The sequence below is a fragment of the Ensifer sp. 22521 genome, assembly GCF_052044795.1.
GTDB lineage: Bacteria > Pseudomonadota > Alphaproteobacteria > Rhizobiales > Rhizobiaceae > Ensifer.
This window is the reverse complement of sequence record NZ_JBQENM010000007.1, coordinates 100,385-115,347: the sequence shown is the minus strand read 5'-3', so window position 1 is coordinate 115,347 and position 14,963 is coordinate 100,385. Positions and strand designations below refer to the sequence as shown.

Here is a 14,963-nt window from a genome sequence, read left to right as displayed (position 1 = left end):
AAATTTTTCATGGGCCGAGTTGATAACCACAAATGCCGAAGGCGTCAACGGCTTTTAGTTACACGATCGGGCTTCCGCGCGGAACATTGTTGCGCAAACAGGGGCGCCCGGCCCGTGGCCGGTTGAGAAAACCGGGCGGCAAGGTGCCGAAGCGGCTCATTCCGGCACCAGATCATGTCAGCCTGTCGGGTGCCGATCAGAACGCCGGCGCAGCGGCCTTGCAATCGCGTCGACACTATTTGATTAACCTGCTAGTATCCGTGACTTACGATTGCAAGCGTACGGTTCGGCGCGGAGATTCACCTCTCGCGCGAGGTGAATCTCCGCGCGATCATTTGTCTGCCATTTATTCTTACGCCACTTATCGCCACCCTCGGAGCGATCGCTACCGGGAGGCGACCTCATGTAAGCCGAGTGCGGCATAGAGGGAGAAAAATCAGATGGTGAAGCTTGTGCAGAAAGCCGTGGTGCGTTCCACCGCGACGGTGTCGGCTGCGGTATTGGCATTAATCGTTGGCATGGGAACACCTTCAGGCGCGAAGGCCGGGGAGGCTGAGGCCAAGAGCCTGCTCAAGGCCATGTCCGACTATTTGGCGGCGCAGAAGACCATATCTTTTGGTTATGATACTAATCTCGAGGTTGTTACCAAGGATCACCAGAAGCTCCAACTAGCGAGTTCTGGAACGATCGATCTCACCCGGCCCGACAAGATTCGTGCGACGCGCACTGGCGGCTTCGCCAATGTCGAGATGATCTTCGACGGCAAGACTCTCACGATTCTCGGCAAGGACGCCAATCTCTATACCGAGGTCGAGAAGACCGGCACGCTGGACCAGCTCGTCGACGAGTTGCGGGAAAAGCTCCAGAAGCCCATGCCTGGCGCCGATTTGCTTCTGTCGAATGTCTACGATGTGCTGATGACCGACGTTGTTGACGTAAAGGACCTCGGCAGCGGCGTAATCGGCGGCACCGAATGCGATCATCTGGCATTTCGCACCAAGGAGAGTGACTGGCAGATCTGGATCGCTCAGGGCGAGCGCCCCTATCCCTGCCGGTATGTCATCACCAGCAATCAGCTTGACCAGGCACCGCAATACAGCGTCCAGACCAGGGACTGGAAGACCGGCAGTGAGGTTGCTGCGGACGATTTCGGCTTCAAGAACGAGACCAACGCCAAGAAGGTCGATCCGAAGGAACTCACCGATATTGATGAACTGCCCGGCCATCTGGCCATAGGAGGCGGCCAATGACCGTGTCAAAGAAATTGAGAATTGTGCTGCTCGCCGGCATCGTCGGCTTTCCAGCACTGCAAGCGGCGGAGCGCATTCCAGCATCGAGTTCGTACAGTTTCGTCTCGACAGCCGAGGCCAGGGTCGGGCGTCCGCTTACGCCGGTCAGCGTGGCCGGAGTGGCGCGGCGCACCGTGCGCCGCTGCGCAGTTGGCGTCTACTACTGCTAAATCGCAGCCGAGAAGCTCAATGCGCTCCTATGGTCGGGTGATCAAGACGTGCAGCTACTGCATGTTTCTTTAATCGTAGCCGGTTAAAGGACAAAAACATGCAGTAGGCTCCCGCTTCAGGCGGTAGCGGCGAGCGCCGGATAGTCGACGTAACCCTTCGCGGTGCCGCCGAAATAGGTCATGCGGTCGGCGTCGTTCATAGGCGCGTCGGCTTTCAGCCGGTGAACGAAATCCGGATTGGCCAGCACCATCTGGCCATAGGCTTCCAGATCGGCGAGCCCGGATGCGAGATCGGAACCGATCTCGTCGCGTCCGCGGCCGGGCCTGTTCAGGATCAAGGGCTGCATCCACAATTTGCGAAGCGAGGCGAGCAGCGGCTCGTCGCCCGCATGCATGATGTGCAGATAGGCAAGGCCCAGCTTGTCGAGTTCGGCCACCAGATAACGATAGAGATCCGGCCCTTCGGCACCCTCGTCGATGCCCCACATCGCAAGGCCGGGAGAAAGCCGAATGGCGGTGCGGTCCGCGCCGATCTCCTCGGCGATGGCCGCGGCCACCTCGATCGCGAAGCTCGCGCGGTTCTCGATCGATCCGCCATATTCGTCGGTGCGGGTGTTGGCGCTCGGCGCCAGGAACTGATGAACCAGATAGGCGTTGGCGCCATGGATCTCGACGCCATCGGCACCGGCCTCGATTGCGCGACGGGCCGCATGGCGGAAGTCAGCGACCGTCTGGCGCACCTCTTCTGACGTCAGCGCCCGCGGCGTCGGGATGTCCTGCATGCCCGTCGCCGTGAACATGCCGCTCCCCGGCGCGATCGCCGACGGCGCAACGCCCTGGCGGTGATGCGGCGTGTTGTCCGGATGCGACATGCGTCCGGCATGCATGAGCTGGACGAAGATATGACCGCCCCTCTCGTGCACGGCAGCAGTAATCTTCTTCCAGCCGGCGACATGCGCATCGGTGTAGATGCCGGGTGTGGTGAGATAGCCCTGGCCATCGTCCGAAGGCTGGGTGCCCTCGGTCACGATCAGGCCGACGCTGGCGCGCTGGGCGTAATATTCGGCGGCGAGTGTGCCGGGCGTACCATCGAATTCGGCGCGGCTGCGGGTCATCGGCGCCATGGCCAGCCGGTTGGCAAGCGTGTAGCGACCGATACGGACAGGGTTGAATAGCGTGCTCATTGGGCTCTCCATGTTGAGGCGCTTTATCGTGTTGCAGCCCTTGTCCACTATTCCGACGCTGGGATAAATCTGGGAAGATTGAAATTACTATTCCATTGATGGAGCAATACGGTGACCCATCTGAACGACATGGCACTGTTCGTCGAAGTGGCGAAAGCCCGAAGCTTCCGCAAAGCGGCGGAGGTTGTCGGCATGCCCAACTCCACCCTGTCGCGACGGATCAGCGAATTGGAGAAGGCGATCGGGTTGAGACTGCTCAACCGCACGACGCGAAAGATCGAACTCACCGAAGCGGGCCAGCTCTATTTCGAGCGCAGCAAACGCATCGTCGACGAGGCGCGCCTGGCGCATGAGCAGCTTGGCGCCATGCTGGAGCAGCCGAGCGGCCTCCTGCGCGTCTCGATGCCGGTCGATTTCGCAACCATCTACATGACGCCGCTGATCGCGGAATTCGCCCGGCGCTATCCCGGCATCACCTTCGATTTCGACCTGACGCCGCGACGCGTCGATCTGGTGGCGGAGCCCTTCGACGTGGTGATCCGTGCGGGCGAACTGCAGGATTCACGCCTGATTGCGCGGCTGCTCGGCCGCCACGCACGCTATCTCTACGCTTCCCCTGCCTATCTGGCGGCGTCTGGGGAGCCACAGGATCCGGCGGATCTGGCCCGCCACGACTGCATCTCCATGCCGAGGGCAACGGACTGGACGCTGCATGATGGCAGCAACCACAAGATCGAGGTTTCGGTCGGCGGCCGCTTCACGGTCAACAATGTCGGCATGATGAGCGCACTTGCCGTCAACGGTCAGGGCATCGCCTTGCTGGCCGAACGCATCGCCGGTGACGATTTCGCCGAGGGCCGGTTGAAGCGTGTGCTGCCCGCCTGGGAGGGCATCTCCGTCGCAATCCACGCCATCACCGAAACGCGGCTGCTGCCGGCCAAGACCCAACGCTTCATTGAATTTCTGCAGCAACAGATGGGACGCAGCTAGAGTGAATCGCGCAGAAGTACGCAGCGGTTTTACGAAACGACATTCGAAAAATCGAAAAAGACGCAAGGAGCGAATCTGAAAAACGCGCTTGGACCGCGAACGCCTTCATCTTCCGGCCCTAGTGAGAACACGCTAAAATATAGACAGCATGCGGAGAGCAGGATGGCAAACGGGCGCGTCGAGCGGCGACTTGCGGTCATCATGGCCACCGACATTGTCGGCTACTCCCGTCTGACGGAGGCCGACGAAATTCGCACGCTCGGCACTATGAAGCGGCTGCAGACGTCCATCCTTGCTCCCAGCATCGCCGCCTGCGGCGGGCGGATCGTCAAGCTGATGGGTGACGGCGCGCTGGTCGTCTTCGACTCCGCCGTCAACGCGGTGGATTGCGCCCTGTCGCTGCAGGAGGCGCTCGCTTCCGATCAGCTGGAGCAGCCTCCCGACGACCGCATCCTCGTCAGGATCGGCATTAATCTCGCCGACGTCGTCATTGAAGGAGACGATCTCCTTGGCGACGGCGTCAACGTCGCCGCGCGCCTGCAGGCCTCGGCGTCCCCCGGTGGCATATGCATCGCCGATGTCGTCCATCGGCAACTCAGCGCCAAGAACCGATCGGCCTTCCTCGACGGCGGCGAGATCGCGCTGAAGAACATCACGCGCCCCATCCGCGTCTGGCACTGGACGGACGCACCGACAATGGGGCCGGCGGCCTCGCAAGCCTGCGCGCACACGTCGATCGCGGTCCTGCCATTCGAGAACCTCGGCGGCGCGACGGAGCAGACCTTCTTCAGCGACGGCGTCAGCGAGGACGTCATCGGCGGGCTCGCGCGGTTCCGCTCGCTTTCCGTCACATCAGCCAGTTCATCCTTCAGCTTCCGCGATCGAAGTGTCGATAGAAGGGAGATCGGCCGCCGGCTCGGCGTCACCTACCTCGTCGAGGGCAGCGTCCGCCGCGCCGGCGAGCGGATCCGCGTCACCGCGCAGCTGGTCGAGGCAGCGAGCGGCGCGCACCTCTGGTCGGAGCATTACGACCGAAGCCTGACGGATATTTTCGCGGTGCAGGATGAGGTGACCCGGACGATCGTCTCCACCCTCGTCGGGCAGATCGAGAGCGCCGGCATGCGGCAGGCGCTCCGCAAGCCGCCGACGAGCCTTGCGGCCTATGAATTCTACCTGCGTGGGCTCGCGCATATTCGCGGCTACGAGCCGGAAGACAACCGGCAGGCATGCGCCATGTTCCAGGCGGCGGTCGACCGCGACCCGCATTTTGCCTTGGCTTACGCCCATCTGGCACTCGCGACCACCGCCGCGCAAGGCTACGCCAATGCCCCGCAGGACGTTCTCGACTGTGCCCTGGCCATGGCGCGCAAGGCGGTCTCGCTCGACGAGACCGAAGGCGGTTGCCAGCGGCTGCTGGCGCTCATTCACGTCAATCGCCGCGAATTCGAGTTGGCCGAGCGGCACTATCGGCGCGCCTATCTGCTGAACCCCAATGATGCCAGTACGCTGGTGCAGATGGGAGGCCTCTTTGCGCGACGCGGCAAGCTTGATGAAGCAATGGAGTGGATCAACGAAGGCTTCCGGCTGAACCCATTTCCGCCGCCCTGGTATAGCGCTGCACTCGGCAACGCCCTTTATATCCTCGGCCGCTATGAAGAGGCGGCCGCGGCGCTCAAGGAGTTGCCCAATCCCGGCCCCTTCACGCTCGCGCGCCTTGTCGCCTGCCATGCGCAGGCCGGCAGCAGCGCCGCCGCCGAGGAGACGAAGGCCCGCCTTCTGCAGGTGCGCCCGGACTTCTCCACGGAAGACTTCATCCGGCGCGGCCTCCTGCTTGAGCTGGACGAACACCGCGACCTGTTCCGCCAGGGCCTGCTGAAGGCAGGACTGCCGGCGTGACGCAATCGGCTGGCCCGATCATGGAACCGTTTCACACCGGAATTGGTTTCAGAACCGCGAAAAGCCCGTGAGCGGCGGCATGATGAAACCGCGCCTGTCACCGATGAAGGGCGCAGGCCCCTTGGCCACCGCCTCGCTCGGATTGCCGTAGACCTCGAGCCGCTCCACCGTGCAATGGGCAGACACATCCTGGATATGCGCGTCGGACATCTGCCAGTGTCGGAGCACGTCCTGCGAATTACGATAGAGCTGGATACTTACCGCCTGCATCGCCTTCTCGTCGATGAAGGTCTGCGCCATCAGCTGCGGTGCGTGCGTTTCAACGAAGGCGATCGCGCTCAGCACCGCCTCGCGGAACGGATCGAGATGGCCGGGGGTGATCCTCATCAGGTTCCGAAAAAGCAGCTTCTCAGTCATGCCGTCCTCCATGTCGCTTATCGTCTGGCTCCCCGGGCCGGGCTAGAACCGGGAATGACGCTCCGCGCGTCGTCATGGAAGGGTTTGTAGGAGCTCAACTATAGTTGAGGTCAAGCCTGATAAAACGACAAAGTTTTAGGGGCGAACGCTGTTCGTGCACCCCGCATTAACACTTGCCGTGGAAGATTCGCATTGCTGCATGATGCAGCTTCAAACCAAGGGCAATGATATGCTTGACCTCCCTGTGTTGATGCCGCTCGTCATCAGCTTTGCTGCGATCTACCTGTTCTTCCGCTGGGTCGTATTCGACATGAACTCCCCCAAATAGCCGGCAGCCGCGCGCCACCTCGATCCCCGCCATCCCGCCCGAAGATCCCTTGATATCGTCGACCAGACGGAAGCCGCGTCTCACGGCTGTTGTGGTGGCAGCAGGAACAGGGTCATGCCGAAGATCACGTAGACCGTCAGCGCCAGCACGCCCATGTACCAGGCAGAACGGCCGGCATTCGACAGCAGCGTCGCCGCCATGGTCGCGACCAGCATCATCACGATGGCCCCCGGCCAGAACTGCAGGTCCATCGGCTGCGGCCCGAGCACATAGCTCAAGAGCACCAGCAGCGGCGCGACAAAGAGAGCGATCTGCACCGCGCTGCCGAGCGCGATGCCGACGCTCAGGTCGAGCCGGTCCTTGCGCGCGGCGGAAAAGGCGGTCGCCATCTCGGCGGCGGCCCCGACGAGCGCGACGACGACGAAGCCGACGAAGGCCGGCGTCATGCCAAGCTCTTCTGCCGCCACCTGCACCGAGCCGACGAAAACCTCGCTGACGAGCGCCACCAGCACGGTCACCGCCAGAAGCACGCCGATACCGGTCGCCAGCGGCCAATGCGCCTCCTCTCCGCCATGCCCGGAGCCGGCGGAGATGAAAAGTTCGCGATGGGTCCTGAGCGAAAACAGCATCCAGAGCCCGTAGACGACGATCAGGACAACAGACAGGCCGGCGCTCAATTGCTGGGTGAAGGGCGTCTGCGGCTGTCCGTCGGCTGCGCCGATGAGCGACGGCACGAGAACCGCGACCGTCGCCATGAACAGAAGGCTCGCCAGGAAGCGCGCATTCACCCGGTTGAACTCCTGCAGGTGATAGCGCAGTCCGCCGAAGAGGAACGAGCCTCCGAGCATGAAGAGCGTATTGGTGACGATGGCGCCGGCGATCGAGGCCTTGACCAACAGATACTGACCGGCGGCGAGCGCCATCAGCGCGATGACGAGTTCCGTCAGGTTGCCGAGCGTCGCGTTGAGCAACGCGCCGATCGTATCGCCGGTTCGTGCCGCGACGGACTCCGTCGCCTGGCTGAGCAGGGCCGCAAGCGGCACGATGGCAGCCACCGAAAGGAGGAACAGCAAAGTGTGTGCCCCCGGCCAGATGTGCTCGCCCGCGATCGCCAGGGGGACGAAAACGAGAAGCCAGAGAATGGGTGTCCGGCGCACGTAATCAAATGCACTGCCCATGGCCGCCTCCCCCCGCCAACCGGCAAGCCTAAACCGGATGCCATGTCCGGCTGGATGCTGTTGGTCAGGGCATAGGATTATTCCGCTTCCGGCAAAGGCGCATTGACTTTTATCAAGTCGCACGCGCTACCGTTGACCAGCCGCGCCACGAGATCGCCGCGCAGACGCTCCAGGTCACAGCGGCAGCTCCGTCGAGAGCTTCACCTTCTGCATGGGCACATCCGTCTTGACGCTCTGCACCCCCTTGATCCGGGTCAGGTGCTCGATCTGAAAGCGCCTGTAGTCGTCGAGATCGCGGGCGACGATCCGGAGCAGGAAGTCGCATTCGCCGGCCATAAGGTGGCATTCGACGATCTCCGGCAGACGCTTCACCGCCTCGTTGAAGTCGTCGACCGACTTGGCGTCCTGCCCCTTCAGCCACACCCGGGCAAAGACCGTGAGGCCCATGCCGACTTTGGAAGCGTCGAGCAGCGCGACGTAACGGCTGATTACGCCGGCGTCTTCCAGGAGCTTCACGCGCCGGAGACAGGGTGAAGGCGAAAGCCCCACCTCCCTGGCAAGCTCCACGTTCTGCAGGCGGCCGTTTCGCTGCAGGGCGGCAAGAATCCGCCGATCGATGGCGTCAAGTTCGATTGGCATCGGATGCCTCTTTTCTCTCTCATTTTACATACAGATGCCAAATTTTCGCAATTGCGAAGCATAAAAGCAACCCGATTGCGCGGCCGCATGGCTAGTCTCCGCCACCAAAGGAGACGCCATGAGCAGCATAGAATTGGATACCCTCGGCGAGGTCGCAAAACCTGTCGGGGCCAGCGAATTCCTCCGGGGGCTGACCGCAGCCGTGCCGGTCCAGATCGGCTTTGTTCCCTTCGCGCTGGTGCTTGGGGCACAGGCCGCGCAGAAGGGCCTGAGTCCGGCGGAGGTCCCGTTGATGACCGGCTTCAATTTCGGCGGCGGCTCGGAATTCGCCGCCATCGATCTGTGGACCTCGCCGCCGCATATCGCGCTGATCGTCGCCATCACCTTCCTGATCAACAGCCGGCACCTTTTGATGGGGGCCGCGCTGGCACCCTTTCTCGGCGCCTTACCGAAACGGAAGGTTTTGCCGGCGCTGTTTTTCATGTGTGATGAAAGCTGGGCGATGGGGCTTGCCGATGCGCGTGCCCGGTCTGTCTTTAGCATGCCCTACTTCCTCGGCGCCGGCATCGCGCTCTGGGCCTGCTGGATGGCCTTCACCGCTGTCGGTGCGGCAATCGGCCCGATGATCGGCGACGTCGAGGTCTATGGGTTCGACATGGCCTTCCCCGCGGTGTTCCTTGTGCTGCTCAAGGGCATGTGGACCGGGCTGCGCACCGCCCGCCCCTGGCTCGTCAGTCTCGTGACCGCCGCCCTCGTCTACCTGTTTGTCCCCGGCGCCTGGATGTGGCAGCCGGTGCGCTCTCCGGCCTCATCTCCAGCTATCTCCTTGCGAAGCAGCCATGATCGACACATCGACTCTTCTCACCATCCTGCTGATGGCGTCGGTCACATACATGACCCGCGCGCTTGGCTATCTGGCGCTGCGCGGCCGCACGCTCGGCTATCGGGCAACCGCCGTAATGGAGGCTGCACCGGGCTGCGTGCTGATCTCGGTCATCGCTCCGGACTTCGTCTCCGACAAACCGGCAAGCCTGATCGCGCTGGCGGTCACGCTTGTGGCCGCCACCCGGTTGTCGCTGCTGCCGACCGTGCTGATCGGTGTCGCCTCGGCCGGCATCCTGCGCCACGTCCTGGGCTGACCGTCGCGCAAATCCGCGAAACCACTTGTTAAATCCCCCCGGCTAACATGAGCGACCGTGATGCCGGGGTTTTTGCGTTGCTGAACAATGATCTTCATTCCTCAATCCGCGCAGGAGAGCAGGATCGCCGTGACGGCCTGAAGCCCGGCAACCGGTTCCTGGGGCGTGTCGTCGCGTGCAGCGGCGCGCGCGCCACGATCGCTGCCGTCGCCGAAAACGGCGAAACGTCGCTGACCGAACTCTGGTCGGTCGGGCGGCTGATCTCGATCTCCGTCGGCAGAAACCGTGTCGTGGCGCTGGTCTATTCCATGCAGACCGCCTCTGCCGAATGGGGCGAGGAAGCCAACAACACCTTCCGCATCGAAGTCGAACTGATGGGCGAGGTCCACAGGGGGGCCGATGGGCGCGAGGCGTTTTCCGCCGGCATCAGCCAATATCCCTATCTCGGCGCCATCGTGCACCGCATTCGCGCGGCCGACCTTGCCCGCATCTACGATTCCGGCCGCAGCGACAGCTGCATCATCGGCAAGCTCACCCAGGATGAAAGCCTCGACGCGACGATCCACGTTCCCTCGATGCTGGCCAAGCACTTCGCCATCGTCGGCACGACCGGCGTCGGTAAATCGACCGCAGTCACGCTGCTGCTCAACAAGGCGATCGCCTCGGATCCGAAGCTGCGCGTGCTGATCCTCGACCCGCACAACGAGTTCGCCGCCGCCTTCCCGGAGCTTGCGGTCGTCATCGACACCGACACGCTCGACCTGCCCTTCTGGTTCTTCCGCCTCGAGGAATTCGCCGAGGTGATCTTCCGCGGCCGCCCCGCGCCACCGGACGAGCTCGACATGCTGCGCGACATCATTCCCGAAGCGAAGAAGGCTTTCCGGGGTGGCGAATCCGGCCTCATGCGGCGCCAGACCGAGAAAAGCTCGATCACCGCGGATACGCCGGTGCCCTACCGCATCGCAGACCTCTTGGCGCTGATCGACGAGCGCATCGGCCGGCTCGAGGGGCGCAACGACAAGCCGCATCTGCGCTCGCTGAAGGTCAAGATCGTCTCGGCAATCAACGATCCGCGCTACCATTTCATGTTCTCCTCGAACACCATCACCGACACGATCCAGGACACGATCGCCAAGATCTTCCGCATTCCCGGCGATGGAAAGCCGATCGCCACCTTCGAACTTGCCGGCATTCCCTCGGAAGTCGTCAATTCCGTCGCTTCGGTGCTCTGCCGCATGGCCTTCGAAATCGGCCTGTGGAGCAATGGCGGCATTCACATGCTTGTCGTGTGCGAAGAGGCGCACCGCTACGTGCCGGCCGATCCCTCGCTCGGCTTCCTGCCGACCCGCCAGGCGATTGCCCGCATCGCCAAGGAAGGCCGCAAATACGGCGTCTCGCTCGGCGTCATTACCCAGCGCCCCGGCGAGCTCGACCCGACGATCCTTTCTCAGTGCTCGACGGTCTTTGCCATGCGGCTTGCCAACGACCGCGACCAGGAGATCATCCGTTCGGCCATTCCGAACTCCTCGACCTCGACCACCAGTTTCATCTCCTCGATCGGCAACGGCGAAGCGATCGCCTTCGGCGAGGCCGTCGCGGTGCCGATGCGCATGCGTTTCAACCGTATCGCGGAAGAGCGCCTGCCGCGCGCCCACGGCATCGTCGACCGGATCGACGAGGACGCACCGCCAACCGTCGACCTGCGTTCGATCGTCAGCCGCATGCGGGCGATCAACGGGCCGGATATTTCCGGCTTCCAGCAGAGCTACATTGCGGCAACGACCGGCAGCGAAGAGCAGCGCTGGGACAGCGAACTCGGCTCCACATCCGCAAGCGAGGCGGAGCATGGCTTCGCCGACGAGGCCCTCTCTGCCGAGCCCTACCGCCCGGACATGCTTCCACGCAGCACCATTTCCGCCAATCCCGAGCTGGAGCGCTTCAACCAGATCCGCCAACAGCTTCTGAACGAAAAGCCCGCGGCCGAGCAGCCCGCGCCTCGCTTCGGGGCGCCGCCGCCGACGGCACACGATTCGCCGCCCGCCGCGGGCGATCGACCGCGCGCAGGGTCGCTCCGGGAAAGCCTGCTGAAACGGCCGCTCGGCAGCATCATCCGCAAGACCTAGCGCAAATTCCTGTCGCCCCTTGCGCGACACCCCGCCTTGCCAGGGAAATTGGGCCACTGATAGAGTACGGGTCATGATTGCCTCGTGATCCGGGCGCTCATCCAAAGGTGCGGCCGCAAGACTTCTGGAATGCCACGGAACCTTTGCAGCGCGCCGTCGTTGGTCTGCGCAATCCTGTGGCGCGAACGGCCGGCAGATCTTCACGCACTCAACGAAAACGACGTCAGGAGGCCGCCATGGTCGCAAGCGTAACCCCTTTCTTGATGTTCCAGGATGGCGTGGCAGAGGCAGCCATGGCCTTCTACATCTCGCTCTTCCCGAATGCCGAGGTGCTGGAGATCGAACACTATGGCCCGGGCGAGCAGGGTCCTGAAGGCAGCATCAAGGTCGCGCTCTTCCGGCTCGGCGCACAGAGGGTCAAGTGCATCGACAGCCCGGTCAAGCACGCCTTCGATTTCACCCCGTCCTTCTCCTTCTTCGTCGAATGCCAGAGCGAGGACGAGATCATCACGCTCGCGACCATGCTGGTCGAGGACGGCGCCGTGCTGATGCCGCTCGACAACTACGGTTTCAGCCAGCGCTTTACCTGGATCAACGACCGCTTCGGCGTTTCCTGGCAGCTGAATTTGGCGGCCTGAGCGCAACTCTGCCGAGCGAGACTGACGGTCAGCCCCTCAAATCGGCATAGTCCCACGATGCCTCAAGCCGGAGACGGGCCTCATTGACGACGTCGGCGTAGTCTGCCCGAAAAGGTGCGACCAGTTGCTTTTCCAGATCCGCAAGCAGCCCGTGCAGCACAGCGCATTCAGCGGTGCTTTCGAAGCATTCCGCGCCCGGCGTGGGAGCATCATTCTCCTCGCACCAACGGGAAAGAAGGTCGAAAAGTACGAGGGCTTCATCCGGAGAAAGGCGGATTTCCGCGCTGTCGGGAAGTGATTTCTGCTCGTTTTTCATGGTCGGGAGTTGGCCCCTCCGCTCGACAACACGGCCTCGGCGCGCTCGATGCGCCGCCAGCTCTCGTCGAGCTGGTTGCGGAACCAGGTCATCTGGCGCTTGGCATATTGCCGCGTTGCCGCAGCCCCCATCTCGATCACCTCGGCCTCGTCGAGTTCGCCCCTCAAGAGTGCCGCAATCTGGCTGACGCCGATCGCCTTCATGAGGGGCATTTCCGGCGGCAGGTCGAGCGAAAGCAGCGTCCGCACTTCGTCGATCGCGCCTCCCGAAAGCATCAGCTCGAAACGGCGATTGATGCGGTCGTGCAGGAGCTTTCGCTCCGGCAGCACCACGTATTTTTCCGCCCGGTCCGGATCGACGATCATCGGGCCGTTCTGCTTTTGGAAGAAGCGGATCGGTTTGCCGGTCGCCTCCACCACTTCGAGCGCCCGGACGATCCGCTGGCCGTCGCCGACGTTCAAGGTCGCCGCCGTCTCCGGGTCCTTGGCCTCGAGCACGCGATGCAGGGCTTCGGGCCCTTCAGCCTTCAGCCGTTCGCGCAGCCGCTCGCGGATCGCGGTCGGGATCTCGGGCATGTCCGAGAGACCGCCGGTCAGCGCCTTGAAATAGAGCCCGGTGCCGCCGACGAAGACCGGCATCCGCCCCTCCTGCTTGAGCCTGGCGACCAGCGCCTGCGCCTCGCGCACCCAGGCGCCGGTGGAATAGGCTGCGGCGGCCGGTACATGGCCATAGAGACAGTGCTCCACGCCGCCCATATCCTGATCATCCGGCCGGGCCGTCAACAATCGCAGCGTGTCATAGACCTGCATGCTGTCGGCATTGACGACCACGCCGCCATGCCGGCGCGCCAGTTCGACCGCAAGCGCAGACTTGCCGCTGGCGGTCGGCCCGGTTATCAGGATCGCGTCGCTCTCGGTTTCAAGGTTATTGTCCATGGCTCTCGTTGCCACGCTTATCGCCAATCCGTCAAATCCTGTTCTGACGCCAGCACTCGCGGAAGCCGCCGCCGATGCCGTCAAGGCGTCCGGCCTCTATTGGCTGGCCGATGGCGTCGCCTGCGATATCGCGCTTGCCGACGGCACCGATCCGGATGCGGCCGAAACCCTGCTGCGCGGTGCAATCGGCGGCGCGCCGATCGACGTCGCCGTGCAGGACGCCGAAAGCCGCCGCAAGCGGCTTTTGATCGCCGACATGGATTCGACCATGATCGGCCAGGAATGTATCGACGAGCTCGCCGCTGAAGTCGGCCTCAAGGACAAGGTGGCGGCCATCACCGCCCGCGCCATGAACGGCGAGATCGCCTTCGAGCCGGCGCTGATCGAGCGCGTCGCGCTTCTGAAGGGCCTGCCACTCAGCGTCGTCGGCGAGGTGATTGCCAAGCGCATTACGTTGACGCCAGGCGGACGCACCCTGATCGCGACGATGAAGAGCAAGGGGCATTACACCGCGCTCGTCTCCGGCGGCTTCACCGTCTTCACCGGACCGATCGCCGAGATGCTCGGCTTCGACGAGAACCGCGCCAACACGCTGATCGCCGAAGAGGGCCTCCTCACCGGCGAGGTCGCCAATCCCATCCTCGGCAAGCAGGCCAAGGTCGATGCCCTCATCGACATCGCCGACCGCCTCGCTATCTCGACGGACGAGGCCCTTGCCGTTGGTGACGGTGCCAACGATCTCGGCATGATCCAGCTTGCGGGCACCGGCGTGGCGCTGCATGCCAAGCCTGTGGTCGCCGAACAGGCCAAGGTCCGCATCGACCACGGCGACCTGACCGCCCTTCTCTATCTGCAGGGCTATCGCAAGACGGATTTCGTCGGATGATCATCTCCGAGACCGAGCGGCTGCGGATTCGCGCCTGGAAGGAAAGCGACCGCGATCTCTTCTTCGCGATCAACAGCGATCCGAAGGTCATGGAGTTCTTCCCCTTCCGCCGCAACCGCGCGGAGGCCGACGCGCTGTTCGATCGTGTCGGCCGCGGCATTGCCGAGACCGGTCTGGGTTTCTTCGCGATAGCGCTGAAGGCCGACGACCGGCCGATCGGCTTCTGCGGCCTCGCCTTGACCGACCTGGAGCCACACCTGCCCAAGGGAACGGTCGAGATCGGCTGGCGACTGGCGCCATCCTATTGGGGCAAGGGCTTTGTCACGGAAGCCGCCTCAGAGCTCCTGCGCTACGCCTTCGAGGAAAAGGGGCTCGACGAGGTGGTCTCCTTCGCGATCGCCGCCAACAGCCGCTCGACGGCGGTCATGCAACGGCTCGGCTTGCACCGCGACGCCACCCGCGACTTCGACCACCCCCGCGTCCCCGCCGACCAGCCGGCGCTCGTCCCCCACGTGCTCTACGCCATCAGCGCTGGGGAATGGCGAGAAGAGTGTTTGAAGCCGAGGAAGTAGCCCCATCGAAGGCAGCCCCTCACTGTCCTGCCGGACATCTCTCCCCGTGAGACGGGGAGAGAGTGGCTAGTAGCCAGCACGCAGCCCGCAACTGCTAGGCTAGAGCATGTCGAGGGGCTCTGCTGTTTCCCTCGACAAGGCGAATGGAATTGGCAAACTCGGCATTCGTCGACATTGATTGAGGCAGCCATTTCGCGACTGGCGTCTCTCTCCCCGCTTGCGGGGAGAGATGTCCGGCAGGACAGTGAGGGGCACGCTGCAAT

Annotated in this window: 15 protein-coding genes and 1 pseudogene; 10 read left to right on the top strand and 6 right to left on the bottom strand. The window is 63.3% G+C overall.

What is annotated here, in order from left to right:
• The first annotated feature begins 440 nt into the window (after positions 1–440).
• Positions 441–1,250 carry a DUF2092 domain-containing protein gene (locus ACTJKE_RS12010; protein WP_440691860.1) on the top strand — a complete coding sequence of 270 codons (810 nt, stop codon included), beginning with the start codon at positions 441–443 and terminating at the stop codon, positions 1,248–1,250.
• Positions 1,247–1,459 (top strand): hypothetical protein, encoded by a 213-nt coding sequence (locus ACTJKE_RS12005; protein WP_065374917.1) that lies wholly within the window; start codon positions 1,247–1,249, stop codon positions 1,457–1,459. The genes ACTJKE_RS12010 and ACTJKE_RS12005 overlap by 4 nt, the downstream gene beginning before the upstream one ends.
• Positions 1,460–1,575: 116 nt before the next feature.
• On the opposite strand, the gene ACTJKE_RS12000 is transcribed toward ACTJKE_RS12005, so the two are convergent.
• Positions 1,576–2,655, bottom strand: coding sequence for an alkene reductase (locus ACTJKE_RS12000; RefSeq protein WP_440691859.1), 1,080 nt, complete (start codon positions 2,653–2,655; stop codon positions 1,576–1,578).
• 99 nt (positions 2,656–2,754) lie between these two features.
• On the opposite strand from ACTJKE_RS12000, the gene ACTJKE_RS11995 reads away from it, so the two are divergent.
• A complete protein-coding gene (locus tag ACTJKE_RS11995; RefSeq protein WP_440691858.1) occupies positions 2,755–3,633 on the top strand; it encodes a LysR substrate-binding domain-containing protein in 879 nt (292 codons plus the stop codon).
• 162 nt (positions 3,634–3,795) lie between these two features.
• Positions 3,796–5,529 (top strand): adenylate/guanylate cyclase domain-containing protein, encoded by a 1,734-nt coding sequence (locus ACTJKE_RS11990; protein ID WP_440691857.1) that lies wholly within the window; start codon positions 3,796–3,798, stop codon positions 5,527–5,529.
• Positions 5,530–5,577: 48 nt separating this feature from the next.
• Here the strand turns inward: ACTJKE_RS11990 and ACTJKE_RS11985 are convergent, their stop codons facing one another.
• The 3 genes from ACTJKE_RS11985 to ACTJKE_RS11975 all read right to left on the bottom strand — a co-directional run bounded on the left by ACTJKE_RS11985 (position 5,578) and on the right by ACTJKE_RS11975 (position 8,091).
• Positions 5,578–5,946 carry a hypothetical protein gene (locus ACTJKE_RS11985; protein ID WP_440691856.1) on the bottom strand — a complete coding sequence of 123 codons (369 nt, stop codon included), beginning with the start codon at positions 5,944–5,946 and terminating at the stop codon, positions 5,578–5,580.
• Positions 5,947–6,354: 408 nt separating this feature from the next.
• Positions 6,355–7,452 carry a calcium/proton exchanger gene (gene cax / locus ACTJKE_RS11980; RefSeq protein WP_057253595.1) on the bottom strand — a complete coding sequence of 366 codons (1,098 nt, stop codon included), beginning with the start codon at positions 7,450–7,452 and terminating at the stop codon, positions 6,355–6,357.
• 174 nt (positions 7,453–7,626) lie between these two features.
• Positions 7,627–8,091, bottom strand: a complete 465-nt coding sequence (locus tag ACTJKE_RS11975) for an Lrp/AsnC family transcriptional regulator (RefSeq protein ID WP_141679430.1) — start codon at positions 8,089–8,091, stop codon at positions 7,627–7,629.
• Between the two features lie 118 nt (positions 8,092–8,209).
• Between ACTJKE_RS11975 and ACTJKE_RS11970 the strand changes: the two are divergent.
• From ACTJKE_RS11970 to ACTJKE_RS11955, 4 genes and pseudogenes are all read left to right on the top strand, one after another.
• Positions 8,210–8,934, top strand: a pseudogene (locus tag ACTJKE_RS11970) (AzlC family ABC transporter permease).
• Positions 8,931–9,230 carry an AzlD family protein gene (locus ACTJKE_RS11965; RefSeq protein ID WP_065374924.1) on the top strand — a complete coding sequence of 100 codons (300 nt, stop codon included), beginning with the start codon at positions 8,931–8,933 and terminating at the stop codon, positions 9,228–9,230. Before ACTJKE_RS11970 ends, ACTJKE_RS11965 begins: the two are co-directional and overlap by 4 nt.
• Positions 9,231–9,277: 47 nt before the next feature.
• Positions 9,278–11,353, top strand: coding sequence for an ATP-binding protein (locus tag ACTJKE_RS11960; protein ID WP_440691855.1), 2,076 nt, complete (start codon positions 9,278–9,280; stop codon positions 11,351–11,353).
• A 236-nt stretch (positions 11,354–11,589) separates the two neighbouring features.
• Positions 11,590–11,991 (top strand): VOC family protein, encoded by a 402-nt coding sequence (locus ACTJKE_RS11955; protein WP_440691854.1) that lies wholly within the window; start codon positions 11,590–11,592, stop codon positions 11,989–11,991.
• Positions 11,992–12,019: 28 nt separating this feature from the next.
• Here the strand turns inward: ACTJKE_RS11955 and ACTJKE_RS11950 are convergent, their stop codons facing one another.
• Both ACTJKE_RS11950 and miaA read right to left on the bottom strand, forming a co-directional pair.
• Positions 12,020–12,307 carry a hypothetical protein gene (locus ACTJKE_RS11950; protein WP_440691853.1) on the bottom strand — a complete coding sequence of 96 codons (288 nt, stop codon included), beginning with the start codon at positions 12,305–12,307 and terminating at the stop codon, positions 12,020–12,022.
• Positions 12,304–13,242: a tRNA (adenosine(37)-N6)-dimethylallyltransferase MiaA gene (gene miaA, locus ACTJKE_RS11945; RefSeq protein WP_440691852.1), complete on the bottom strand. Its 939-nt coding sequence runs from the start codon at positions 13,240–13,242 to the stop codon at positions 12,304–12,306. Before miaA ends, ACTJKE_RS11950 begins: the two co-directional genes overlap by 4 nt.
• Here miaA and serB point away from each other — a divergent pair.
• Both serB and ACTJKE_RS11935 read left to right on the top strand, forming a co-directional pair.
• Entirely contained in the window at positions 13,241–14,128 is an 888-nt protein-coding gene (serB, locus tag ACTJKE_RS11940; protein WP_440691851.1) for a phosphoserine phosphatase SerB, read from the top strand. The genes miaA and serB overlap by 2 nt on opposite strands.
• The gene (locus ACTJKE_RS11935) at positions 14,125–14,700 is read left to right on the top strand and encodes a GNAT family N-acetyltransferase (RefSeq protein ID WP_440691850.1); all 576 of its coding nucleotides are present in this window, start codon (positions 14,125–14,127) and stop codon (positions 14,698–14,700) included. Before serB ends, ACTJKE_RS11935 begins: the two co-directional genes overlap by 4 nt.
• Positions 14,701–14,963: the final 263 nt, after the last annotated feature.

Bases quoted from the DNA above. Each gene is read 5' to 3' on its own strand.
- ACTJKE_RS12010 (WP_440691860.1), top strand. From the start codon at position 441: ATGGTGAAGCTTGTGCAGAAAGCCGTGGTGCGTTCCACCGCGACGGTG.
- ACTJKE_RS12005 (WP_065374917.1), top strand. From the start codon at position 1,247: ATGACCGTGTCAAAGAAATTGAGAATTGTGCTGCTCGCCGGCATCGTC.
- ACTJKE_RS12000 (WP_440691859.1), bottom strand. From the start codon at position 2,655: ATGGAGAGCCCAATGAGCACGCTATTCAACCCTGTCCGTATCGGTCGC.
- ACTJKE_RS11990 (WP_440691857.1), top strand. From the start codon at position 3,796: ATGGCAAACGGGCGCGTCGAGCGGCGACTTGCGGTCATCATGGCCACC.
- ACTJKE_RS11985 (WP_440691856.1), bottom strand. From the start codon at position 5,946: ATGACTGAGAAGCTGCTTTTTCGGAACCTGATGAGGATCACCCCCGGC.
- cax (WP_057253595.1), bottom strand. From the start codon at position 7,452: ATGGGCAGTGCATTTGATTACGTGCGCCGGACACCCATTCTCTGGCTT.
- ACTJKE_RS11975 (WP_141679430.1), bottom strand. From the start codon at position 8,091: ATGCCAATCGAACTTGACGCCATCGATCGGCGGATTCTTGCCGCCCTG.
- ACTJKE_RS11965 (WP_065374924.1), top strand. From the start codon at position 8,931: ATGATCGACACATCGACTCTTCTCACCATCCTGCTGATGGCGTCGGTC.
- ACTJKE_RS11960 (WP_440691855.1), top strand. From the start codon at position 9,278: ATGAGCGACCGTGATGCCGGGGTTTTTGCGTTGCTGAACAATGATCTT.
- ACTJKE_RS11955 (WP_440691854.1), top strand. From the start codon at position 11,590: ATGGTCGCAAGCGTAACCCCTTTCTTGATGTTCCAGGATGGCGTGGCA.
- ACTJKE_RS11950 (WP_440691853.1), bottom strand. From the start codon at position 12,307: ATGAAAAACGAGCAGAAATCACTTCCCGACAGCGCGGAAATCCGCCTT.
- serB (WP_440691851.1), top strand. From the start codon at position 13,241: ATGGCTCTCGTTGCCACGCTTATCGCCAATCCGTCAAATCCTGTTCTG.
- miaA (WP_440691852.1), bottom strand. From the start codon at position 13,242: ATGGACAATAACCTTGAAACCGAGAGCGACGCGATCCTGATAACCGGG.
- ACTJKE_RS11935 (WP_440691850.1), top strand. From the start codon at position 14,125: ATGATCATCTCCGAGACCGAGCGGCTGCGGATTCGCGCCTGGAAGGAA.